Here is a 24166-nt window from a genome sequence, read left to right as displayed (position 1 = left end):
TCATGACACCGGCCGTTTCCGCAGGCCTTCCGTCAGGACGCCTTAACCAGGCAGGAAAAACCCCGGCCTCGACGCCATTATTTCCGCGGGAATCGCTTTAAGATGGGATAAATAGTCCCATCTCGTTCCCTTGGCAGCGACCGGGGCGGCACCTAAATTGTATGCGTCTAACCGAGAGGATTCCTTGGGGATTTTCTCTAGTCTGCCCAAGGTTGAGGCCGCGATCCGCGCGACCACGAAGGAAGATCGATGAACGCCAATCTGCGCAATTTCGCCCTCTGGGTCATCATTGTTTTGCTGCTGTTGGCGTTGTTCACGCTCTTCCAGAATCCGGGTCAGCGCGCCTCCTCGCAGGACATCGCCTTCTCGCAGCTGCTGAGCGAGGTCGACCAGGGCCATGTCCGCGACGTCGTGATCCAGGGTCCCGAGATCCACGGCACCTTCACCAACGGTTCGAGCTTCCAGACCTATGCGCCGAGCGACCCGACGCTGGTGAAGCGCCTCTATGACAGCAAGGTGCAGATCACCGCGAAGCCGCCCGGCGACAACGTGCCGTGGTTCGTCTCGCTGCTGGTCTCCTGGCTGCCCTTCATCGCGCTGATCGGCGTCTGGATCTTCCTGTCGCGGCAGATGCAGGGCGGCGCCGGCAAGGCGATGGGCTTCGGCAAGTCGCGTGCAAAGATGCTGACGGAGGCCCATGGCCGCGTCACCTTCGAGGACGTCGCCGGCGTCGACGAAGCCAAGCAGGATCTGCAGGAGATCGTCGAATTCCTCCGCGACCCCGGCAAATTCCAGCGCCTCGGTGGCCGCATTCCGCGCGGCGTGCTGCTGGTCGGCCCTCCCGGCACCGGCAAGACCCTGATCGCGCGTGCGGTCGCGGGCGAAGCCAATGTGCCGTTCTTCACCATCTCGGGTTCGGACTTCGTCGAAATGTTCGTCGGCGTCGGCGCCTCTCGTGTGCGCGACATGTTCGAGCAGGCCAAGAAGAACGCGCCCTGCATTATCTTCATCGACGAAATCGACGCCGTCGGTCGCCACCGTGGCGCCGGCCTCGGCGGCGGCAATGACGAGCGCGAGCAGACGCTGAACCAGCTGCTGGTCGAGATGGATGGCTTCGAGGCCAACGAGGGCGTGATCCTGATCGCCGCGACCAACCGTCCCGACGTGCTCGATCCCGCGCTCTTGCGTCCGGGCCGCTTCGACCGCCAGGTCGTGGTCCCCAATCCGGATGTCGTCGGCCGCGAGCAGATCCTCAAGGTTCACGTCCGCAAGGTGCCGCTGGCGCCGGATATCAACCTCAAGACCATCGCGCGCGGCACGCCCGGGTTTTCCGGCGCCGACCTGATGAACCTCGTCAACGAAGCAGCCCTCACCGCCGCCCGCCGCAATAAGCGGATGGTGACCCAGGCCGAGTTCGAGGAAGCCAAAGACAAGGTGATGATGGGCGCCGAACGCAAGTCGCTCGTCATGACCGAGGAAGAGAAATTGCTGACGGCCTATCACGAGGGCGGCCACGCCATCGTCGGCCTCAACGTCGTCGCGACCGACCCGATCCACAAGGCGACCATCATTCCGCGCGGCCGTGCGCTCGGCATGGTCATGCAGCTGCCCGAGCGCGACAAGCTGTCGATGTCGCTCGAACAAATGACGTCGCGTCTGGCCATCATGATGGGCGGCCGCGTCGCCGAAGAGCTGATCTTCGGCCGCGAGAAGGTGACGTCGGGTGCGTCCTCCGACATCGAGCAGGCCACGCGCCTTGCGCGCATGATGGTGACGCGCTGGGGCCTGTCCGAAGCGCTCGGCACCGTGTCCTATGGCGAAAACCAGGACGAGGTTTTCTTAGGGATGTCGGTGTCGCGCACCCAGAACGCGTCGGAAGCGACGGTCCAGAAGATCGACACCGAGATCCGGCGCTTCGTGGAAGAGGGCTACAACGAAGCGACGCGCATCCTCACCGAGAAGCGCGCCGATCTCGAGGCGCTCGCCAAGGGCCTGCTCGAGTTCGAGACGCTCTCCGGCGACGAGATCATCGACCTGCTCAAGGGCAAGAAGCCGAACCGCGAGTCCGTGCTCGAGCCGACCACGCCGCGCGCCTCCGCCGTGCCGCCGGCCGGCAAGCCGCGCCCGCGGCCCGATCCGGATCCCGGCCTGGAGCCGCAGCCGCAGGCCTGAAGCCCGCGTCGCATGGCCGGCTATTCCGGCAAACCGATTGTGCAAAAGCTCGGGATCAAGCCGGGCTTTTGTATTTTTGTGGACGGTCTTGCGACTGACTATCGCGATGTCGTGGGTGAGCTGCCTGCCGATGTGACCATCGCGAAGACCGCCAAGGCGCCGCTCGATGTCGTGCATCTCTTCGCGACCGAGGCGAAGGGCCTCGCCGCGAAACTGCGTGGCTACCGCAAGGCGGTCGCGCCCAATGGGATGATCTGGGCCTCCTGGCCGAAGAAGGCGTCCGGCGTTGCGACCGACGTCACGGAAGCCTTGGTGCGCGAGACCGCGCTTGCTAACGGCCTCGTCGACATCAAGGTCTGCGCCGTCGACGAGGTCTGGTCCGGACTGAAGCTCGTGATCCCGGTCAAGGACCGCGCGAAGCTCGCGAAATAGCACCGGCTCCGTAGAGTCGGTTAGCCCTGCGGCTGCGCGAAGCGCAGTTGGCTCGGCGTAACCCACCTCTTCTGTTTCCGCGGCGATGGACAATGGTGGGGTGCTTCATCGCGACGTCGAGGCCGATGAACTGGCACGCAGCCGAGAGCGACGATTTGGTCACGCGTCTTAGATCGAAATTTACCATCAGGCCGGCGCAACTCTCGATCGCTGATTAAGCCGCCATTAGCGTTTGCCGCTTAATTCTGCTGTCGTCTATCTTCGTCGCTCCGCAGGCTCGGGCCGGCCAGACGCTTGAAAGCGGGCGCTAGACACGACGCTCAACCGAGGCTGATCCGCAGCCGTCACTTCCTTCGGTGCCCGAATGGCGGACGTCAACGTCACCTCTGACTTGGGTTGCCGCGGTCGCGCGGCCAGCATCCCGAACTTCTGGGCCGAGACGCTTTCGGTCGCCGTGTTCGCGTCGGCGATATCCGTCTTGCGCACGGGGTTTGTCTTCGGACTAACCAATAACATTAATTATCTGCCGATCGTCGCCGGTCTCTACAATGAGCCGCAGTATCATGACGACGGGTTTATCCAGTCGTTGCGCTACTTTGCTTCCGGCGTCTGGCTGATGTTGAGCGGCGCCGAAAAATATATCGACAATATTCCGTTGCTGTTCTTGGTTCTGTTTTTCCTCTCCCGGCTGCTCAGCTTCGTCGGCTTCCTCTGCTGCGCCTCCCTGCTCGGGGTGACGGAAAGACGCGACAAGATCGTCTTCAGTCTGATTGTCTGCTTCATCGCGTTTCTTGATGGCTACAGCTATGCCGGCTCCGGCGGCCTGTTCATCAACTACTTTAGCCATTCGGAGATAGCGAATGGCGTGGCGCTTCTGGCGATCTACTTTGCCGCTCGAGGCCGCTACACGGCAGCAGTCGTCGCTGCGGGCATAATATTCTTCATCAATGCCTTCTTTGCGGTCTGGCTCGTGCTGCCGCTGATGCTGATTGGGATCTGTCACCTGTCGCAGCGGAAAGCGACGATCGGTCAAATCTCCTCGCGCGTGCTGATCGGCCTCGTCCTGTGCTCGCCGCTTATACTTGTTGTGGCCAACGGGTTTCTCGCAAACCCGGAGTTTGGTCGTCCGTCCAGCCTCGACCTTGCGAGTTTCCTTCACGAGTATTACCCAGGCCACGTGCTGATTGATTCGATTTCGCTCGGCGACATCATGGGGCTCTTGGGAGTCACCCTCATCGGAGCGCTTGCGCTGTTTTGGCCGAGGCAGGCCGCCGCTTCCGATTTGCGGGCAGCCTATGTGGGCGCAATTCTGGTCTATCTGATCGGCATCGTCGTTCCGTTCGTGACCCGATCGTCGCTAATGCTCAACTTTCATCTCCTGCGATCGAGCACGATCATTCACCTGCTTGCCGCCCTGGCGATCGCGGCTTTGGCGACGAACTGGTTGAGGCGCGACAAGGAGGCGGTTTTCCTTCCGGGCTGTCTTATCGTGCTGTTCTTGACCTTTGACGGCTGGGCCGGTCTGGGTTTTGTCACAGCCGTTTTGATATTTACTCTTCTAACAATTGTGCCGAGACCGGTCCCATCCTATCAGCGTGCCATGGGCTATCTGGTGCTTGCCACGGCTGTTTGCGTCGCAGCCCCACTCGCGATCCGGTCCGGCCTCGAGTTCCAACGAATCTGCAGCGAGGCGGTCGCAGAGTGGACCGAAATTGGCAAGTGGGCGCGCAATAACACGCCATTGACCGCAACATTCCTCATTCCAAGAAGGCCGGAGCTTGACGGTCGAGCCGAAGTGAGCGTCGCCGATATGGCGCTAGATCACCAAGGCGTATTTGAATTCGTATCACATCGCCGCATCTGGGTCGATTTCAAGCGTGGCGGATCAGTGGTGTTGACGCCTTCGTATTATCCGACCTGGCGAAGCAGGTTGACGGATGTCGAGGGCTTGAATTCGCTGGCGGAGCGAATGGCTTATGCATCGCGCAATGGCATCGGCTATGTCATCGATATCTGTCAGAGTCCGGAAGCGCCGAACCGTGTGATCTATCGAACGAAGCGGCTCTGCGTATTTTCAACGGACGCAAACGCGCCCGTGGGACGGAAGGACGCGCCGCCGTCGACGGAGCGATTTGCCGGTTGAGCAATCGAACGCTCCCGCTTGGAATCCGACGCGACCGGCTCACGCCAACGCGCGTGGTCAGCCCGCATGGGCAAATGGAGAAACGTTAAACAAGAACTTAACGCTTGCGCTCTAATTTCGCCCGCCATGAGTGACCAGGCCGTCCACAGCGAGGTTCAACCGTTTTCGGCGCGTGCGGCCTTGCCCTGGCTGGTGAGCCTTGGCCTCTATTTCATGCTGCTGGTCCTCGGGCAGCGGATGCTCAACGATCCCGACAGCTATTCTCACATCGAGGTCGGGCGCTGGATCATCGCGCATGGTACCCTGCCGTCGAGTGACCCCTTTTCCTTTTCAAGGCACGGCGCGCCCTGGATAACTTTCGAGTGGCTCTCGGAGGTCATCTATGCCGGAGCTTATGCGCTGTCCGGCTGGTCGGGTGTCGTCGTCCTCGCCGCGGCAGCGATAGCGCTCGCCTTCGGCCTGTTCACGTTCTTCCTGCTGCGCGAGCTTTCGCCAACTCTGACTTTTCTCATGGTGATGGCGGCCGTCATCCTGCTGGCGCCGCATATGCTGGCACGGCCCCACGTGCTCGTGCTGCCCGTCATGGTGACCTGGGCAGGGGCCCTGGTGCGCTGCATGGATCGTGGGGGGCCTCCCCCATACTGGGCGCTGCCGCTGCTGGTCCTGTGGGCCAATCTGCACGGCAGCGTGGTGCTTGCGCTTGGGCTGATCGGCCCTGCGGTGCTTGAGGCGCTGCTGCGTGAGGGGCGGAGCGAATGGCTGCACGTGATCCTGCGGTGGCTGCCGTTCACGGCACTCGCGGTCGCAGCCTCCTGCCTGACGCCCTACGGGCCGGAACCGTTGCTGATGCCGCTGACGACACTCGGCCTCGGCCCGGCTCTTGCCTGGATCGCGGAATGGCGCCCGCAGGATTTCAGTCACATAGGTGGCTTCGAGTTGCTGCTGCTGGCTGGCATCTTTGCGCTCGCGCGCGGCGTGACGCTGCCGGTCGTGCGGGCCTTGGTGGTGATCGGCTTGCTCCATTTCGCGCTAGCGCAAATACGCAACGCGGATCTGCTGGCCGTGCTGGCGCCACTCTATCTGGCGGCCCCGCTGGGTCGGAAGTTCGGCAGACCGGCCGCGGACGATGCGGCGGTCTCGTCGCGCAGCCTGAATCTGGCTGGGATCGGTGTGTTGATCGCGATGAGCGGTGTGGCCTTGGCGCGTGACGTCAGACCGGATCCGATCATCACCCCGCAGGCTGCCATCGCCGAAGCCAACCTCGCCAAGGCGGGGCCCGTGCTCAATGACTATTCTTTCGGTGGCTATTTGATCTTTGCCGGCATTCCCACCTTTATCGATGGTCGTGGCGAACTGTACGGGGCACCGTTCATCGACCGCTACAATCGTGCCCTGGCGCTGATCAACCTCGGAGACTTTCTCAAGCTGCTCGACGACTACAACATCGGCGCGACGCTGCTCGCCCCGCGCACACCGGCGGTAGCGATGCTCGACCGGCTGCCCCAGTGGCGGCGCGTCTACAGCGACGATGTGGCGGTTGTGCACAAGCGGCAGGATACGCCGCAAAGATAAGTCAAGCGGTACCGAAGGCGGCGTATTGGCCTCCGAGCGACAGGCCGCTCAGGGCATCTTCGAGGCGCCGCGCCGGTTTGGTGTCCCAGGGGAGCAGCAGGAAATGGCGCGTGCCGATCTCGCGTAGGCCGCCCGCAGCCATCAATTTCCGGGTTGTGCCAGCACCGAGCAGGACAGCGTCCCGGTCGAACTCACAGCGCGCGACGGCCAGGCGGGTCAGCGGGTTGTACGGATTATGTTCGATCACGCAGACGAGCCCTCCGGGACGCACCACTCTCCGCATCTCGGCGACGAAATGCGCCCATTCGGTTGGCGCGATATGGTGCATCACGCAGATGGCGGTGACCAGATCGAAGCTTGCATCGTCGAAAGGAAAAGTGCGCCCGTCGAACTCGCGGTAGTCGACCGCACCGTTGCCAGCGCGCGCCTGTGCCAGGCTGGCCGACGAAACGTCGATACCGCTCAAGCGGCCGACCACGCCGTGCAGCAGGGGATGAAGGCTGCCGACGCCGCAGCCGACGTCCAGCATTTCGGGTCTCTGCGCGTCCAGCCGCTGCGCGATCAGATCGCCCAAGAGATCGGCTTTCGCGCGCATGAAAAAATGATGCGGCAGGCCGGAGAAGTCGATCGAGGATTGGACCACATCGCGGTAGTTGTCATGATAGCCGTCGAAGAGTTCGGTCATGCGCTCGGTCACTCGTTGACGGCGTGGATCGCGGGTGTCGCCGCCGTCTCGTCGCGATCGAAGCCAGCGCGTGTCTGCACCACATAGAGCGGGCGCCGCTTCACCTCGGCATGGATGCGACCGACATAGAGCCCCACGATGCCCGTCATCAGCATGTTGATTCCGCACAGCAGGGACACGACGACGATCGTCGAGGACCAGCCGGTCACGAGATGACTGTCCTTGCCGAGCCACAACACCATCACCCAGCCGCCGTAGAGCAGTGCGAGTCCCGAGACCGTCAATCCGCACCAGATTGCAAGCCGTAAGGGCAGATCGGAAAAGCCGAGCGCGGCGTTCATCGCCAGCCGGATCATCTTGAACAGCGGGTATTTGGTTTCGCCCGCTGCGCGCTCGAGGCGGTGGAAGGCGACCTCGGTCTGCCGAAAGCCGAGCCAGGCGATCATGCCTCGTACGAAGCGGTCCTGCTCCGGCATCTGCCGAAGCGCGTCGAGCACCTTGCGATCGATCAGGCGGAAGTCGCCGACATCGGCGGGGATGCCGACGGAGGACATCCTGCCGAGGAGCCGATAAAACAGATGCGCCGTCGCACGTTTGAAACGGCTTTCGCCGTCGCGCGACAAACGGCGGGCATGGACGATGTCGTTGCCTTCCTGCCATTTTGCGATCAATTGCTCGATCACTTCGGGCGGATCCTGCAAATCGGCATCCATGACAATGATCGCGTCACCTTGCGCGGCGTCCATGCCGGCGGTGATGGCGACCTGATGGCCGAAATTTCGCGACAAGCCGATATAGCGAAAGCGCGGGTCGCGCGTGGCGAGTGCCTTTAGCACGATCGAGCCGGAATCGCTGCTGCCGTCGTCCACGAAGATCGCTTCTGCCGGCCCGTCGAGCCGGGACAATACCGTGTCGAGCCGGCGCAACAGGACCGGCAACACGGCTTCCTCGTTGAACACGGGGATGACGAGGCTATAGCGGATCGATTTGGAACTGGCCGCCATGTGAAAGAGCCCAACTCGGTTGCAGGAGCAGGACTCTAATTCGTCGCTGGTTAAAGTGGCCTTGCTACAATTGTTAGGGGTCTAGGTCTCTGGAGACGGCGCGGCGGGTTGGGGTCGCCCGAGGGCGATTGGAGGCGGCAGGCGGGGGATGGTGATGCCAGATTGACCACGCTGTGCAGCCGCGGCTTCGGTCCAGGACCGGCGGCGGATCTTGTAGAGAACAAATCGCTCTGAGGCGTCCAACACCTCCAGCAGGTCCGGCAGCGGGTTCGCGGCCAGCGCGGCAACGTGTTGCAGCGCGTCCGGGACACGGGAGGGACGCGTGTCGTCACCCCGAAGGCACCGCGCCTTCGTGACTCCGACGCACCCCGGCGTCGTGCGCGCATCATTCTCGAGCGCCGATTAATCCGCCATTAGCGTTTGCGACTTATTTCTGATGTCGTTCGTCTCATCGCCCGCGGGCTCGGACCAGTCAAACGCGTGAAAGCGGGGTGGCAAACACGGCGCTTAACCGAGGCTGATCCTCAGCCGTCGCTTCCTCCGGCAATTCGAATGGCAGATCTCCACATCGCTTCTGAAACGATCTGCCGCAACCGCGCGGCCGGTATTCCGAACTCCTGGGTCGAGACAATTTCGGTGGCCGCCGTCGCGTCGGCGGTGTCGGTGTTGCATACCGGATTTGTTTTCGGGATCATCAACAACTTGTACCATTTGCCGGTTGTCGCCGGTCTCTACAACGAGCCTCAGTACCACGACGACGCATTCATCCAATCGCTGCGCTATTTTGCCTCCGGAGTCTGGCTGGTATTGAGCGGTACGGAAAGATATTTCGACAACGTTCCGTTGCTGTTCTTCATTCTGAACTATCTCTCCCGGCTGCTCAGCTTTGTCGGGTTCCTGTGCTGCGCCTCGCTGCTGGGCATCACCGAACGCCGCGACAAGATCGTCTTCAGCCTGATCCTCTGCTTCATCGCCCTTCTCAACGGCTACAGCTATGCCGGCACCGGCGGGCTGTTCATAAACTACTTCACCCATTCCGAAATCGCGAATGGCACGGCTCTTCTCGCCATCTATCTCGCCGCAAGAAGCCGCTTTGCTGCGGCGGCCGTCGCCGTCGGAGTGACGTTCTTCATCAATGCGTTCTTTGCGGTTTGGCTCGTGCTGCCGTTGGTTCTGATCGCGATCAGTCTTCTGATGCAGCGGAAGGTGACCGTCAGGGAGGTCCTTTCGCGCACGCTGGCCGGTCTCGTTCTCTGCGTGCCACTTGCGGCTTTCGTCCTGTACGGCTTCGTCTCGAATCCGGAATTCGGAAGTCCGTTCGGCTTCGACTATGCGACGTTCCTTCGCCAGTATTTTCCAGGTCATGTGCTGATCGATTCGATACAGGTCGGTGATATCCTGGCGCTCCTGGGCGTCACGCTTGTCGGCGCGGCCGGACTCCTTTGGTTCGGGCGGGGCGCCAGGCAACTTCAGGTGGCCTATCTTGGCGCGATCCTGGTTTATGGAGTCGGGGTCGGCGTCCCGTTCGTGACCGGCTCGCATTTCGTTCTCAACCTTCATCTGTTGCGGTCAGGCACGGTCATTCATCTGTTGGCCGGCCTGGCCATGGCCGCATTGGCGACAAACTGGCTGCGCCGCGACAAGGAAGGGACTTTCCTGCCGGCCTGTCTCATTGTGCTGTTCCTGAGTCTTGATAACCTCGCCAGCCTGGCTTCCATCCTGCTCATTTTGACCTTTGTCTTTCTGAGGGTTGCACCTGGTCCCGCTCCGACCTACCAGCGCACGATGGGTTATCTTGTGCTGGCCGCCGCCGTGATCGCGGTTTGGCCGCTCTCGACGTGGTACAACGCCAAACTCAATCGGCTCTATACCGACGCAGTTGAGGAGTGGACCGACGTCGGCAATTGGGCGCGCAATGCAACTCCTCCGACGGCCATGTTCCTCGTTCCGAAGACGCCCCGGTTTGATCCGGCGTCGGAATCGAGCCTTGCCGACATCGCGCTCTCGCGGGCCGTCGTTTTCGAGTTCATTTCGCATCGCCGCATCTGGATCGATTTCAGGCGGGGAGGGTCGGCGATGTATATGCCCTCGTACCATGAAGTATGGCGCAGCAGATTGGCCGAAGTCGAAGGTCTGAATTCGCTCGCGGAGCGACGGGCCTATGCGTCACGTAACGACATCGGCTATGTCATCGATATCTGTCAGAATCCGGAATCGCAGAGCGGCACCATCTATCGAACGAAACGGCTCTGCGTATTTTCGACGGACGCGAACGGGCCTGCGGTGCGGAAGGACGCATCGCCGGCGACGGAGTAATTTTGCGGGTTGAGCAATCGAGCCCCCGCGCGCCGATCCGCGCCGCCAGCCGATCCGAACCCGGTTCAACGCGCTGGAGCGTGGACTCGCAAATCCGATCAGCCTGCGAACGCACGTCATGTCCGCTACGCCCTCAGGAGCGGAGCAGGTCAACTCGCTCTAGCGTGTCGGTACCCGAGCCTCGCTGCCATAGCCATGTCCTGCGATTGATGAGCCCTACCGGTACTTATAGATGATGGCCACTACGAGCGACGCGAACATTAACCAGTAAGAGAACTGCGAATTGGAAATGGTCTCTACTGGCCATTTTAGAATTGATGGAGGCTCGCGCAAATTATTTGCGTCTAATGACCGCAGCCGAACATATACAAACCCGGTCCCGAGATAAGCCGCGCCGATAAGGGTAACCAGCTGCCAAAAAATCAAAACGGGCCTCCATCTGTGAGCGGAAGCGGCCATCTCACGTGTACGCGTACCCGCCCGGAAGCTACGCCCTCACTTCGACGGCGTCGCGGCTGCGCTCTCCGAACTCTCCCGCACATGGATCACCGCGATGTGATCCGCATAGATCCGCTTCCAGCCCTTGAGGTGATCGAGGATCTGCGGGCCCGGCGCATCGGCCACCAGCAGCGTTGCGTCGATCTTGTACTCGTCGAGCAGGCGCGGCAGCAGCTCGGGCTTTTTCCCTTCCGTCGCCTTGAAGAAGTCCATGACGAATTTCTCGCCATAGAGCTCGGCGCGGCCATCGACGAAGACCGGGACGTTGCGCGAGATCAAATAGCCGCCGAACTGATAGGCATTGAAGATGCGCTGCACCTTGCGTTGCTGGAGCAGGTCGACGGCGGCGACCGGCGTCTGGTCCATCGTGAAGGTAAAGCGGTGATGCGACATGTAGATCGAGGTCGAGGTCCAGGCCGCGGCCGCAATCATCAGAGCGCCGGTGACGGTGACGTAGCGAGCCGGCCAGCTCTCGCTACCGTGCGCATCAATTTGCGGCAGCGGCGACTTTTCGCCGAGCGGCTTGGCCAGCACCAGCGGCACCAGGAAAGCGAAAGCCTCGATGCTCCTGACATGGGTGAGACCCATCCAGGTGAAGAGCAGGACCAGGAGGATGCGCGGCGGCGACAGCGTGAGGCCGCGAAACAGGCCGATCGCGATAAGGCCGAAGATCGCACCTTCGAACCCGGAGAACGAGGCGAAGTTCGCCGGCATCCATTCCGAGATGACCGACAGCAGCTCGCCGAGATTGAGGATGTTGGTCGCGCCCAACAGCGTGCGCCAGCCATAGGGCGTGACGCAGGCAGCCGCCATCGCGCCGACGCCGAACAGGAACCAGCGCGCAAGCAGCCGGACCTGCTTGCCGGAATCGAGGGTCCAGATTGCTTCGAGCGCTATCGGGCCGATCAGCGCGAGGCCGAGCACGAAGCCGCCGTGCAAGTTGGCCCACAGCGACATCAGCGGCAGCCAAACCCAGGACGGCGCGACCTTGCGGTCGGCCGCATGCATCAGCACGCCGACCCACGCGATCATCACGGGCAGCGCCAGGATGTGCGGCCGCGCCAGGATGTGATGCAGCGACAGCGTCACGGCCAGCATCGCGAACAGCACCGAGCGCGGGATTTCGAGATGGGCGTCGAGCAGGTAGACGAAAATTGCGGCCGACGTCGCGATTGCGAGCGCGGTGAGGATCACCGGTCCCGCCCAGTCCCACTGCGCGTAGGAGGCGGCGAACAGAATCTGCGACAGCCAGGACGTCGAGATCCAGGGCTCCCCTAGCCGCGTGAAGGAATAGATGTCGGCATAGGGCAGGGCGTGATGATCGAGAATCCACTGCCCGATCTTGATCTGCCAGAACGAGTCGGAGTCCTGAAGCAGCGTGTCGCCGATAGTGAGGAAGAAGAGATAGGCGCCTGCGCCGACGCACAGCGGCACCAGCGCGCGCGCGCGGCTCTGCACTGCGATGCTGTTGGTGAAGGAAAGGGACATGCCGCCTCGTCTTGTTCTTAGGTGTGTTGGCCGAGCGGGCGGCATTGGACCATGGCGGTCATAACTTCCAGTAAATCGCCGTGTGTCCGTGCAATTTAACCGATTGTTTTAGATTTCGGTTTACCATCGGCGACTACATGCAATCCGTTCCGTGTTTCCGCAGTCGAATTAACTGTGGCGAAATTCTTTGCCCTTACGTTCGGTTCCATGGTCGGGCGGCGCTGGGAAGCCGAAAAGACCAGACCAGTTGAAGCCACGTGTATCCTTTGGAGCAGTCTATGAAGAACCTCGTTTCGCGTTTCGTGAAGGACGAATCCGGCGCCACCGCCATCGAATACGGCCTGATCGCAGCCGGCATCGCGCTGGCGATCATCACCGTCGTCAACAATCTCGGCAGCACGCTGAACACCAAGTTCGGCTCGATCTCGTCCAGCCTCAAGTAAGAGCTGACGAAGCCTGAATTCAAAGAGCCCCGTCCTCGGACGGGGCTCTTTCTTTTGGCCCACGGCATCATCTCAATCTAGCTCGTTGCCCCCCTTTCCGGAAATTGCCATTCTCCGATCGGGTGCTTGCAATGGAAGGTCATCGATCCCGTGAAAAATTCCATCCCCGCGCTTTTGTCGCGCGGCGAGGGCCACCAATTTCTCCTGTATGGTGACTCCTGCTCGGGCGTGCCTGGCGCATTGCACGAGGAGACCTTCGCTTCGGTCAACGCCGTCGTGCAACGCCTGCGACCGCAGCCCGAGTTCATTCTCTTCCCGGGGGATGAAATCATCGGTCTGACGCCGGATGCCGATGCTCTCCGCGCGCAGTGGCGATATTGGCTGGAAACGGAAATGGCATGGCTCGACCGCGCGGCCATTCCCATGTGGCACACGACCGGCAACCACACGACCTACGACGTGATGAGCGAGATGGTGTTTCGGACCGTTCTCGGTCTGCCGGACAACGGACCGTCCGGGCAAACCGGCCTCTCATACTTCGTGCGGCGCGGCGATCTTCTGATGGTGTTCGTCAATACGCTCTGGAGCGGTCTCGGGGGCGAGGGACATGTCGAGATCGAATGGCTCGAAGCGACGCTGAAAGGACATGGCGACGCCCGACACAAGCTCGTCATCGGCCATCACCCGGTATTCCCCGTCAACGGCTTTTCCGGCGCATATCAACGCGAGATCGGTCACGAATATGCCCGGCCGTTCTGGAATATCCTGGTGAACGGAAACGTGCTGGCTTATGTGTGCAGCCACATCCTTGCCTTCGATGTGCAGGCGCACCGGGGCGTCCTGCAGATCTGTACCGCAGGTGCGGGAACGGCGCACAGAATGCCGGAAGGTGTCGAGTACCTCCATTGTGTTCAGGCGGCGCTCGACGCGCGTGGCCTGCGCTATCAAGTGCTCGATACCGATGGTGTCATCAGGGAGAGGCTGGAATGGCCGATGCCTGATCCCGTTTCGGGCCAGTGGGCGCAACTGCCGCTCGGAGAAGCGAAGGCGCTTTTCAGTGGACCCTTGCGGTCCGGGCGCAGCATCGAGCTGAGATTGACAGGGCAGGGCGCGACGATCGATGCGGCACCGGCGCAGACGCTCTTTACGGCTTTCGAGCCCGGTTCAATCGCGCCATTCTGGCTTGGACTTCGCGGTCCTGCGCAAACCCTGACAATGATCGTCGGTCGCGATCCCGGGCGCAGTCCGGCGTATTGGCGCGGACCTGATCTTGCCGCAGGTGTCCCCTTCGATATCCACGTCAGGATATATCCGGATATGGGACCCGGCGGTCTCCTGTATCGTCACCACGACGATTCCCGTTGGTCGTCTTTGAGCTCTGCGACGGCGCGCGGGGTGGAAGAGCTGTCATGGCCCCGGCACTGGGCGATCGGTCACGGGCAAGGCGGTATTGAAGATCGTCCTTTCAGAGGTGCCGCGCTGAGTGTCCAGCTAGCGCAGATCCAGCATTGAATTGGATAGCTCGAAGCGCGGGCAAAGCGGTGCGTGCCACCGTCACGACCACGCAGTAGATGGCGGGCACGGCGGTAGCTGAAGACGTGATTGATCGTGGCGAGACCCGCAGCCTTTCGCGCTCGCTATTCGGCGAGGCTGGGCTGCCAGACCGCTGACGTAGCGGGCGCTGCGGAGACCTGCGAAGCGCGGCCCATCCATTCCAGATAAGCCTTCGCGGCCCAGATCGAGGCTACAGCGAGCGCGATGCCGCCGGCGACGTCGACGATGTAATGCGCGCCGATCACCGGCGTTGCCGCGATCATCAAAAGACTGAGTGCAGCCACGATGCCGCCGATGCCGCGCACCGGCCACAGCGCCCACATGTAGAGCACGGCGGACGCGGCGTGGAAGCTCGGAAACGAGACGATGCCGGAAAGCATGAACAGCTTGAGCTCGTGCAGGCTGCCGTCGCGCAGCGCCAGGATGTCGCGCAACTGTCCGGCGTAGACTGCGGTATTGATTTCGGGGAAATGGGCCGCCGGCAATTGCAGCCCGTAATAGGTGCCGATGGCCGGCACCAGCGCCGAGATCGCGATGGTGATCGCGAGCGCGAGGCTCATCGCGAGCATGAACAATTGCAGCCGCACGTAACGCGCGGTCAACGTCAGCACGACGGGGATGCCGAGCAGCGGCCATTTGATCAGTCCGTAGCCGCGGGAGAGGACGTCCGAGAGCCAGGGATGATCGTTGACGAAGCTTGCGATTGGTTCGGGATCGAGGCCGAGCGCGCGATCGATCGCGAGCAGCGCCTGATCCTGGAGCGGCCAGCCCATCTTGCCGGCAACGTAGCTGAGCGGGCCGACGATGGCGCAGGTGATGATGACCTGGCCAATCGTGCCGAGAGAGAAGATCAGTTTCGGATCGGCGCGATCGCCTTTGACGATGCGGTGACAATAGGCGATGGCGACGAAGGAGGCCGCGATCGCAAGCGTAATGCCGTAGGCGACCGGCTCGAGCCTGAGCCCGGTGACGGAGAGGCCAAGCGCCAGCAGGCTGCCCATGGCTGCGATGGGAAGCCAGTTCAAATGGAAAAGCTGCCAGGCAGTTTTGGTTTCCGTGTCGACCATGCTGCACCGCGTTGGATCGCAGCCACCTTCGCGGAGGCGCTTTAAGACCGCGGTAAGAATCGTGGTCAGCCGTTTACCAATTGATTCGCTGCAATTTGAACGGTCTGCAGCCCAGCCTCGCGAGTGTGACGGTTCACACATTTGCTTCTTGTCATCCCCCCTGAATAGTTGTTCAGTCCTTGCGGGGCGATTTGCAGCAGTTCGGTGACGAAGCGTTCGGCCGCGGCGTGCGGGCGGCGTGTGGGATGGGAAGCGCGCCATGGTTTATCGGCGAACGCATCAAGTGGTGAAGCGCCTCGCGGCTCGGCGCAGCGCCATCCTGGCGGCGGCAAGGGAAGCCGCGGCCGAAGGCGGCATGGCGGCAGTGCAGATCGCGCCGGTCGCGGTCCGGGCCAATGTGGCGGCGGGCACCGTCTATCGCTACTTCCCGTCCAAGGCCGAGCTGATTTCCGAATTGATTTCCGAGGTGTCCCGCGACGAGCTCGCGGCGATCCGCCGCGCGGCCGATGCCGCGCCCGGACCGTCCTCGGCGCTGGCGGCCGCGGTGACCACGGTTGCCGTCCACACCCTGTCGCAGCGCAGGCTCGCCTGGGGCATCCTGGCCGAGCCGGTCGATGTCGATGTCAGCGCTTCGCGCCTGGCCAGCCGGCGCGAGATCGCGGGCGAGATGGCCGGGCGGATCGACGCCGCCGTGCGCGCCGGTCATCTGCCGGCGCAGGACACGGCTTTGGCCGCGACCGCGCTGCTGGGCGCGCTACATGAGTCCCTCGTCGGTCCGCTCGCGCCCGACAATCTCGACGATCCCGTCAAGATGCGCGACGCGGTGCAGACCGTGACCCTGCTGGCGCTGCGTGCCGTCGGCGTCATGGACGCCCGCGCCCGCGGCCTGGTGGTGCAGCAGACGCTGCTGCCGACCGCGAAAGCGCTGGTCGGGGCCTGAGCTCGAGCCTAATGCGCGCCGCGCGCTGATTGGCCCGACGGGTCAATGGTTTCGCCCAATCCGCAAGCCATCATGCCGTCACTTGACGGCTACTGTGCATGGGGTTGTTTTCGACTTTTGTCGGACGATCGCCGGAACGGCGAAAGTCTAGATATCCGCGTTGCCCTCGGGGCCGACGGAGGCGATGCGCACCATGTTGGTGGTGCCGGGAATGCCGAGCGGCACACCGGCGACGATCAGCACGCGCTGGCCGGCACGGACGAAGCCATCCCGGAACGCGATCTGGCCGGCGCGGCTCACCATGTCGTCCTGGTCGCGCGCATCTTCCGCCACCACGCAATGCACGCCCCAGACCACCGCGAGCCGGCGTCCGGCGGTGATGTTCGGCGTGATCGCCACGATCGGCGGCTTCGGCCGCTCACGCGCCACGCGCACGGCGGTCGAGCCGGAGCTGGTCCAGCAGATCAAGGCGGGCAGGTCGAGCGTCTCGGCGATCTGCCGCGCAGCGTCCGCGATGGCATCGCCAGCGGTGGATTCCGGCGCGGGGCGCTGTGCGGTGATCACCGAGCGATAGATCGGGTCGCGCTCGACCTCCTCGCCGATGCGGTTCATGGTCGAGACCGCCTCGACCGGGAATTTGCCGGCCGCCGATTCCGCCGACAGCATGATGGCGTCGGCGCCCTCATAGACCGCGGTGGCGACGTCGGAGACTTCGGCGCGGGTCGGCACCGGTGACTGGATCATCGATTCCAGCATTTGCGTCGCGATCACCACCGGCTTGCCGGCGCGGCGCGCCATGCGAGTCATTTGCTTCTGGAGGCTCGGCACGCGCTCCAGCGGCAGCTCGACGCCGAGGTCGCCGCGCGCCACCATCAGCGCGTCAGAGGCCTCGATGATGTCGGCGAGGCGGTCGATCGCCTGCGGCTTCTCGATCTTGGCCATGACGGCAGCCCGGCCGCGGATCATCTTCTTGGCCTCGATGACGTCGTCGGCGCGCTGCACGAAAGACAGCGCGATCCAGTCGACGCCGGTGACCAAAGCGGCCTCGAGGTCGGCGCGGTCCTTCGGCGTCATTGCCGAGACCGCGAGGTCGGTGTCGGGCAGGCTGACGCCCTTGCGGTCGGACATCCGGCCGCCGACCACGACGCGGGTCACGGCGTGCTCTTTCGTGGTCTCCTCCGCGATCAGCCGCACCTTGCCGTCGTCGAGCAGCAGCGCATGGCCGGGGCGTAGCGCAGCCAGGATCTCCGGATGCGGGAGCTGGACGCGAGTGGCGTCGCCCGGTGTCTTGTCGGAATCCAGCGTGAAAGTCTGGCCGTTCTGGAGCTGGACCGCGCCTTCGGCGAAGGCGCCGAGCCGGAGCTTCGGGCCCTGCAGGTCGACCAGGATGCCGATCGGGCGGCCGTAGCTCGATTCGACGTTGCGGATGGTTGCCACCAGCTCCCGCATTTTGTCATGCGGGGTATGGCTCATATTGATGCGGAACAGGTCGGCGCCGGCCTCGAACAGGCGGCGGATCATCGCGAGGTCTGAAGAGGCGGGTCCCAGAGTCGCGAGAATCTTGATACGGCGAAGACGCCTCATGGCTTATTCCCAGGCGAGGGGGGAGCTGCGGCCGGTGGCAGGCCGGACGAGCCCGGGGGCGTAGCACCCGGCGGGCTGTTGGGCAAACCCGGAACGCCGCCACCCGGGCCCACAGGGCCGGGCATGCCGGGGACACGCGGCTGCGTCGGCAACTCGTTGGCGTCGGTGAGCTGCACCGTCCAGGCTCGCTGCTCGCCGGTATCGACCTCGAAATAGCCGGTCCGGTCGTAGCCGCGCGCCAGGCAATCCTCGGTGCCGCGGATGGTGAATTCCTTGTCGCGTGAGCACATGAAGGCCTGGCCGGACCATTCACCGCCGCGGTCATAGTCGATTCCGTAGATGTAATAATAGCGGGCGACCAGCGTACCCCGCAGCAGGGTCTCGCAGGAGCGGGAGGAGATGTTCCACCAGCCCTCGGTGGTCCAGCCATCGGCATCCTTGTACCCGAGCGCAATGCCGACCCGGCTCGAGGTGTTGTTGCACAGCCGGAAATCGGCGGAAGCCGGGCTGGTCCAGAGGCATAGCAAAGCAACCACCAGCACCGGGACCAACCGGGCGAGCAGGCGAAGGGGGGAGCGGGGAGATTCGGCGATCATTGTCGCGGAAGCTATATCAGATCATTGACGATTTGGCGTAGGGGGCCAGCGGAACCGGTCCGGGCCGGCCTCGGGTCCGTTTGCGCCGCGATATGGCAAAATCTGTGACAGGGTTTACCTGATCTCGTAAGGGTGACCCATCAGAACCGAGGGATCCAGCCATGGCAATTGACGACAAAACCAGAACGGAGCTCGAGGCGACCGCTTTCCGGCGCCTGATCGATCATCTGAAGACGCGGACCGACGTCCAGAACATCGATCTGATGAATCTGGCGGGCTTCTGCCGCAACTGCCTGTCCAACTGGCTCAAGGACGCCGCCGACGCCCAAGGCGTTGCTCTCAGCAAGGACGAGAGCCGGGAGGTCGTCTACGGCATGCCCTACGAGACCTGGAAATCGAAGCACCAGGACGCGGCCACGCCCGAGCAGCTCGAGGCGATGAAGAAGGTTCATCCCGGGCATTGAGTGGGGCGAGCCCTGAGTCGCACCACACAACAGCTTTCTTTGCTCCCTGCAGGAAGGTGTGGGCGCGCTGTGGACGAGCGCGATGCTTGCTTGAACGCAGTCGGCGGCAACCCTAAGGGTTCTCGCAGCACGCGCGGTGAGGATGCCGGCGTCACCTCGTTTTGCCAGTTCCATTTGGAGTACCAAGATGGCCACCACCGCCGCCGTCCGCGACGACGAGCCCGCGACGAAATTTGCCAAGGACCAGCTCAAATCCATCATCGAGCGCATTGAGCGGCTGGAGGAAGAGAAGAAGGCGATCTCCGACGACATTCGCGACGTCTACGCCGAGAGCAAGGGCAACGGCTACGACGTCAAGGCGCTGCGGACCATCGTGCGCATGCGCAAGCAGGATCCCAACGAGCGCGCCGAGGCCGAGACGATTCTCGAGACCTACATGCAGGCGCTGGGGATGCTCTGAGGCGTTTGCGCCTCGGACATCGCTCGGGCTACAAATTGCGGCTGTCGCACTTCATTTGTGAACGGAGACCGCTGTGATTGCGCCGCCGCTGCCGCGTGAGGTGAACCGTGCCTTCGGCGCGCTTCCGGCGCCGATCGGCAAGCGGTTGCTCCAGGTGCGCGACCTGATCTTCGCGATCGCTGCGGCGCACGACAATATCGGCCGGCTCACCGAAACGCTCAAATGGGGCGAGCCTGCCTATCTGACTGATGAGACCGGCAGCGGCTCCACGATCCGGCTTGGCTGCCTCAAGGACTCCGAGCACGCCGCCGTCCTGTTCAACTGCAAGACGACGCTGGTGGACACTTTTCGCGAGCGCTTTCCCGAACAGTTCGAGTATCGGCAGACGAGGGCGTTGTTGCTGCCGGTGGCGGGCAAGCTGCCGAAGCAGGAGCTATCGGTCTGCCTGTCGCTGGCGCTGACGTACCATCTGGATCGGCGGACCAAGAAGGCGCGGTAGGCTATCAGCCTCAGCGCAAGGCGGCAGTGCGCATGACGAACGACGTCGTCTCGAGCTTCGCGGTGGCGCTGCCCGAGAAACTGTCGCAGGACAGGCCGTGCATGGGATCGTCGACGAAGCCCATCACAACCACGGTCTGCGGCTTGACGAAATAGGCGCGCATCGCGGTCATGTCGATCTCGCCCATCAGCGTTACCGACATCGCGCGGCTCGCGCTCGGTGACAGCATCACGATCTTGAGCCAGATACTCTCGCTCTTGGCGGCGGAGAGCCGGGTTGCGGTCGCGATCATACCGTCGGTGCTCTTGCCCACGACGGTGTTGATTTCGGTGGCCGGCGCGGAGTTGCGGGCCGCTGACACCGGACGCACGCCACGCGGGATCGGTGCAGAGGCAGCGACGACGTTGGCGCGGTCGACTGGCGAAGCGGCAGCCGGCGCATAGGCCAGCGCCTGATAGGCGGCGTTGGATACGCTCGCGGTCGGTCGCGGATCGGTCGCAGCGGCGAGCGCCTGACGCGCCCTCAGGGCTGCGACCTGGGCCGGTGTCGCCTGCTGCGGCGTGGCCGGGGCGTCCCAGAAGCCACGGGCGTTGATGATGTCGGCCGGGGTTTCGGGCTTTCCGTCAGAAGACTTGCTGGCAGCCGGCTTGTCAGCCACGGGCGCGGGCTTTGGCGCGACGAGCTGAGCGTCGGCCGAGGCGAGCTGGATCGTGGCGGCGACCGACGGCTTGGCACGGGGCATTGGTACCGGATCGACCGGCTTCGCAGCGGCTGCGACAAGGGTCGGCGCCGCTGGCTTCTCGGCAGGCGCCCCCTCGTCATCCTCGTCGGCGCTGGCCGCTGGGGCCTGCTTGCTCTTGAACAGGGCAGCGAAGAAGCTCGGCTTACCCACGGTCGCGGCGCCATCGCCATCGCCGCGGCGCTCGATGTCTGCCTTGGCGAGCTCATATCCCTTCAGCGGCACGCCATCGGTCGGGACATGGACCGTGCGACCGTCCGGGAACACGCGGGCGAGCTGGTCATGCGTCATGCGCGGCCAGTGCCGGATGCTGCCGGTGTCCAGATGCACGAAGGGCGAGCCCGAGGTCGGGTAGAAGCCGACGCCGCCACGTTGCAGCCGCAGGCCGGCGAAGCGGATTTGCTCCAGCGGTACGCCCGGAATGTAGAAATCCATCGCATGGCCCAGCATGTGCTGGCTGAAGCGCGCCACGCCCGTATGTGCGGAGCGGCGGCGGAGCATGGCGTTGGTGGCCGGGGAGCGGTAGGAGGAGATGATCTGGATCGGCTGCTTGCCGTCGACGTCGCGATAGACTTCCCAGAGGATGTCGAAGAGGTGACGGTCCATCACCGTCTCGTCCTGGGTGCGCCAGTCGCGCAGGAAGTGGTTGAGCGTCTTCAGCGCGGCTTCGTCATAGCGGCCGTCGCGCTTGAAGGTGACGGTGAGGTCTTCGCCGGAATGGGTGTGGTGGAAGGAGAGCGTCTTGGTTTCGTTCAGCGCCGCGGCGTTATGAACCGAACCGGCAGCCGCAAGCAACAATACGGAAGCGAGGCCGACCCGGGATCCGGCCTTCACGCCCGCATGGGACAACGACAACGAAGTAAATTGGCGTGCGAAACCAGCCAGCACGTATGAGCCCACCCAGTCGACCAGCGTTCAAAATGGACTCTCCCGCCAACCCCGTTGGCGCGCGAAAGAGGGTGAACGCTTTCTTAAAGCGAGAAGGTTAATTCGAGGTTGACCTTCCCGCCCCCCAAACCAAGTCAGAACACCGACCTAAGCGGCCTAGTGTGGCGAAAAAACGCCCGCTGCCCGGGCACGGGTGGAGAATGGTTGACATTAAACGACCCCATCCAGGGATGGGGTCGCTGATCTTGCTGAGAATTTCAGGAAAAGGAGGTCGGACTCCCGGACTCAGCGGGTGAACACCCGCTGCGGCCGGCGGCCGACCGGAGCCGGCGGCGGGGTCGGCGCCCCGAACAGCCGCTCGAAGAAATTGGGACTGGACGAGCTGAAGCCGCCGCCATTGTTGGCCACTGCCACGCCTGGGGGCAGCGTCGTCGCCGGGTGCGAATAACTCGGCTGGGAATGCGCCACGACGTTTTCGAGGTCCTTGCCGCGGCTGTTCTTCAGGATGTTGATCATGGTCGCGTCGCGGCCATAGACGTCCTTGCGGAATTGCAGCTTGCCGCCGTCGTCCACGAACGCGGTCTGGTAGGTGATGTTGACCGGGATCGGGGTGGGGAATTTCAGATCGACTTCACCCGAACCGTACATGCTGCGCACGCGCTCCGGCGTGTACTTGTCGCCCGGCAGGGCGATGTTGAGCAGCACGGAGGCGTACTGGTCCGGATTCTGCACCCGCATGCAGCCATGGCTGAAGGCGCGCTCGTCCTTGGCGAACAGGTACTTGTCCGGCGTGTCGTGCTGATAGACCAGGAACTTGTTCGGGAAGTTGAAGCGGATACGGCCGAGCGCGTTGGCTTCACCGGGCGGCTGTGAGATGTGCACCGAGCCGTCGCGGTTCTGCTCGAGCTTCAGGCCCATGCGCTGAAGCACGGTCGGGTCCTGCTGCAGCGCCGGCAGATATTCGCCATAGACGATCGACGGCGGCACGTTCCAGGTCGGGTTGACCGTGATGTACTTCATCGTCTCGGTCAGCAGCGGCGTGGCGTGCTGGCCCGGCTTGCCGGTGACGACGCGCGTGGTCCAGACCTGCTGGCCGTGTTGCATCACTTTCAGCGTAAAGTCGGGAATGTTGAGGATGACATAGGCGTCGCCCAGCGAGGGCACGCCAAGGTCGCGCGGCAGCCAGCGCCAGCGCTCCATATTCACCAGCACAGTGTCGATCTGCTTGTCGCGCTTCGGGCTGTTCAGTGCCCTGACTGTTTTGTCGTCGAGGACGCCGGTCGCCTTCATCTCGACGCCATCCTGGAACTTTCGCACGGCTTCGGCGACGGTGGCGTCGTAGTGCGTGTCGCTCGCGTTCTCGGTAATGCCGAGCTTGGCGCGGAGCTGCGGCACACGCGGATCTTCCACGACGACTTCCGCCTGCTTCTTGCCGCGGGCCGGGGTGTATTTCAGCGCCGGACCATCGGCGATCTCGATCACCGGACCTTCGCCCTGGCCTCGGAGCTGCGCAAGCTTCGCCTTCAGCTCCTTGAAGAGCTTCTGCGGCGGGTTGTAGCTGTCGAGCGCCGCGGACGCGTCGGCTGCGGTCGTGACCTTGGTGAGCACTTCGTTCGGATCGACCGGATGCTCGGGATAGAGGATGTCGGCGCTGACCTGCGACCAGTGCATGCGGCCGCTCTGCGCCTGGCGCGCGTAGTCGAACATGCTGGCGGTGAGCTTCAGCTCGGCATCGGCGAGCGCATCAGGGGTCGTGGCGGCGGCGAAATCCGGCACCGGATAATCGACGGGATTGAGACCTTCGGAGGCGGCATCCTTCAGCCGCGCGATCACGCCCTTGGCCGCGGCGGTCAGATTGCCGCCCTGGGTCCAGACCGGTGCGAAGTCGCGTGCGCCGTAGAACTTCTCGACGGCGGCGCGTTCGTGCTTGCGGTCGAAATGACGCGAGGTCTTGGCGCCGATGATCTCCTTGAGCTTGTCGGCCACCGGCTGGTCAGCGGCGGGGACGTTGCTCGCGGCCTTCACCGGCTCGGCGGTCGGGGGCGCTGCTGCAGCCGCAGGGGCGGCGGGGACGGCCGCCGGCGCTGCTGCGGTGTCGGCCTTGGCCGGCTCGGATTTGGCGGGTTCAGTGTTCGCGGGTTCAGTCTTGGCGGTCTCGCTCTTGGGCGCATCAGCCGGGGGCGTGGCGGCGACGTCGGAGGGCTTGGTCTCGACCTTGTCGGGGGCTGGAGCAGCGTCAGCCTTCGCGGGCTCCTTGGCTGCTTCCTGCACCGTGGCGGTGGTGTCGAGCTTGATGTCGGCGGCGGTCGGGGGCGGGACGTTGGCGGGCTCGGGGCGCGGGATCGCGGCTTCGATCGCGAGCTCGGCGGCGCTGCTGCGCGCCTGATCCTGTGCCAGTGCTGAGCCGGCCGATACCGTGAGGAAGGTTGCTGCGACCGTCATCAAAACACGGTCAAAGCCTGCACGGTGGTTCAAACAGTCACGCATTGTGTCGCACCCCTTGGGTGAACTGTCCCCCGTGGAACAGCTTCGTTATCGCCTATTGAGTTTCGGCTAAACCGCGCCGGCCTCTCGAAAGTTGCACGCCTGCACGCAACGATTCTCACGCAGACGATATACAGG

Annotated in this window: 19 protein-coding genes; 11 read left to right on the top strand and 8 right to left on the bottom strand. The window is 63.4% G+C overall.

Features of this window, described 5'->3' with window-relative positions; translation table 11 throughout:
• Positions 1-249 precede the first annotated feature (249 nt).
• The 4 genes from ftsH to JJE66_RS03330 all read left to right on the top strand — a co-directional run bounded on the left by ftsH (position 250) and on the right by JJE66_RS03330 (position 6319).
• Positions 250-2172 carry an ATP-dependent zinc metalloprotease FtsH gene (gene ftsH / locus JJE66_RS03345; RefSeq protein WP_200512693.1) on the top strand — a complete coding sequence of 641 codons (1923 nt, stop codon included), beginning with the start codon at positions 250-252 and terminating at the stop codon, positions 2170-2172.
• A 12-nt stretch (positions 2173-2184) separates the two neighbouring features.
• Positions 2185-2604, top strand: coding sequence for a DUF3052 family protein (locus tag JJE66_RS03340; protein ID WP_200512692.1), 420 nt, complete (start codon positions 2185-2187; stop codon positions 2602-2604).
• 364 nt (positions 2605-2968) lie between these two features.
• Positions 2969-4747 carry a DUF6798 domain-containing protein gene (locus JJE66_RS03335; protein ID WP_200512691.1) on the top strand — a complete coding sequence of 593 codons (1779 nt, stop codon included), beginning with the start codon at positions 2969-2971 and terminating at the stop codon, positions 4745-4747.
• Positions 4748-4873: 126 nt separating this feature from the next.
• On the top strand, positions 4874-6319 hold the full coding sequence (locus JJE66_RS03330; protein WP_200512690.1) for a hypothetical protein: 1446 nt from the start codon (positions 4874-4876) through the stop codon (positions 6317-6319).
• 1 nt (position 6320) lies between these two features.
• On the opposite strand, the gene JJE66_RS03325 is transcribed toward JJE66_RS03330, so the two are convergent.
• Both JJE66_RS03325 and JJE66_RS03320 read right to left on the bottom strand, forming a co-directional pair.
• On the bottom strand, positions 6321-7004 hold the full coding sequence (locus JJE66_RS03325; protein ID WP_210349634.1) for a class I SAM-dependent methyltransferase: 684 nt from the start codon (positions 7002-7004) through the stop codon (positions 6321-6323).
• An 8-nt stretch (positions 7005-7012) separates the two neighbouring features.
• On the bottom strand, positions 7013-8008 hold the full coding sequence (locus JJE66_RS03320; RefSeq protein ID WP_200512688.1) for a glycosyltransferase family 2 protein: 996 nt from the start codon (positions 8006-8008) through the stop codon (positions 7013-7015).
• A gap of 480 nt (positions 8009-8488) precedes the next feature.
• On the opposite strand from JJE66_RS03320, the gene JJE66_RS03315 reads away from it, so the two are divergent.
• Entirely contained in the window at positions 8489-10324 is a 1836-nt protein-coding gene (locus JJE66_RS03315) for a hypothetical protein (RefSeq protein ID WP_311979820.1), read from the top strand.
• A 495-nt stretch (positions 10325-10819) separates the two neighbouring features.
• On the opposite strand, the gene JJE66_RS03310 is transcribed toward JJE66_RS03315, so the two are convergent.
• Positions 10820-12310, bottom strand: a complete 1491-nt coding sequence (locus JJE66_RS03310; RefSeq protein WP_200512687.1) for a hypothetical protein — start codon at positions 12308-12310, stop codon at positions 10820-10822.
• Between the two features lie 278 nt (positions 12311-12588).
• On the opposite strand from JJE66_RS03310, the gene JJE66_RS03305 reads away from it, so the two are divergent.
• Both JJE66_RS03305 and JJE66_RS03300 read left to right on the top strand, forming a co-directional pair.
• A complete protein-coding gene (locus JJE66_RS03305; RefSeq protein ID WP_128949876.1) occupies positions 12589-12753 on the top strand; it encodes a Flp family type IVb pilin in 165 nt (54 codons plus the stop codon).
• 126 nt (positions 12754-12879) lie between these two features.
• Positions 12880-14265 (top strand): metallophosphoesterase, encoded by a 1386-nt coding sequence (locus tag JJE66_RS03300; protein ID WP_210349633.1) that lies wholly within the window; start codon positions 12880-12882, stop codon positions 14263-14265.
• A 125-nt stretch (positions 14266-14390) separates the two neighbouring features.
• On the opposite strand, the gene JJE66_RS03295 is transcribed toward JJE66_RS03300, so the two are convergent.
• The gene (locus JJE66_RS03295) at positions 14391-15374 is read right to left on the bottom strand and encodes a phosphatase PAP2 family protein (protein ID WP_200512686.1); all 984 of its coding nucleotides are present in this window, start codon (positions 15372-15374) and stop codon (positions 14391-14393) included.
• Positions 15375-15633: 259 nt separating this feature from the next.
• On the opposite strand from JJE66_RS03295, the gene JJE66_RS03290 reads away from it, so the two are divergent.
• On the top strand, positions 15634-16314 hold the full coding sequence (locus JJE66_RS03290; protein ID WP_200512685.1) for a TetR/AcrR family transcriptional regulator: 681 nt from the start codon (positions 15634-15636) through the stop codon (positions 16312-16314).
• A gap of 147 nt (positions 16315-16461) precedes the next feature.
• Here the strand turns inward: JJE66_RS03290 and pyk are convergent, their stop codons facing one another.
• Together pyk and JJE66_RS03280 are read right to left on the bottom strand one after the other, a co-directional pair.
• Positions 16462-17898 (bottom strand): pyruvate kinase, encoded by a 1437-nt coding sequence (pyk, locus tag JJE66_RS03285; RefSeq protein ID WP_200512684.1) that lies wholly within the window; start codon positions 17896-17898, stop codon positions 16462-16464.
• Entirely contained in the window at positions 17895-18494 is a 600-nt protein-coding gene (locus JJE66_RS03280) for a DUF1036 domain-containing protein (RefSeq protein WP_200512683.1), read from the bottom strand. The genes pyk and JJE66_RS03280 overlap by 4 nt, the downstream gene beginning before the upstream one ends.
• 161 nt (positions 18495-18655) lie before the next feature.
• Here JJE66_RS03280 and JJE66_RS03275 point away from each other — a divergent pair, with 161 nt between their 5' ends.
• The 3 genes from JJE66_RS03275 to JJE66_RS03265 all read left to right on the top strand — a co-directional run bounded on the left by JJE66_RS03275 (position 18656) and on the right by JJE66_RS03265 (position 19917).
• Entirely contained in the window at positions 18656-18958 is a 303-nt protein-coding gene (locus JJE66_RS03275; RefSeq protein ID WP_200512682.1) for a DUF1244 domain-containing protein, read from the top strand.
• A 187-nt stretch (positions 18959-19145) separates the two neighbouring features.
• Positions 19146-19418 carry a DUF2312 domain-containing protein gene (locus JJE66_RS03270; protein ID WP_094976882.1) on the top strand — a complete coding sequence of 91 codons (273 nt, stop codon included), beginning with the start codon at positions 19146-19148 and terminating at the stop codon, positions 19416-19418.
• 73 nt (positions 19419-19491) lie between these two features.
• Positions 19492-19917, top strand: a complete 426-nt coding sequence (locus JJE66_RS03265; protein WP_200512681.1) for a DUF1801 domain-containing protein — start codon at positions 19492-19494, stop codon at positions 19915-19917.
• 10 nt (positions 19918-19927) lie between these two features.
• On the opposite strand, the gene JJE66_RS03260 is transcribed toward JJE66_RS03265, so the two are convergent.
• Positions 19928-21556 carry a DUF882 domain-containing protein gene (locus JJE66_RS03260; RefSeq protein WP_200512680.1) on the bottom strand — a complete coding sequence of 543 codons (1629 nt, stop codon included), beginning with the start codon at positions 21554-21556 and terminating at the stop codon, positions 19928-19930.
• A 273-nt stretch (positions 21557-21829) separates the two neighbouring features.
• Positions 21830-24031, bottom strand: a complete 2202-nt coding sequence (locus JJE66_RS03255) for a murein L,D-transpeptidase (protein ID WP_200512679.1) — start codon at positions 24029-24031, stop codon at positions 21830-21832.
• Between the last annotated feature and the right edge of the window lie 135 nt (positions 24032-24166).

Source organism: Bradyrhizobium diazoefficiens, from assembly GCF_016612535.1.
Lineage (GTDB): Bacteria > Pseudomonadota > Alphaproteobacteria > Rhizobiales > Xanthobacteraceae > Bradyrhizobium > Bradyrhizobium diazoefficiens_C.
The sequence above is the reverse complement of the archived record's forward strand: the minus strand, read 5'-3'. Positions and strand labels throughout refer to the sequence as shown.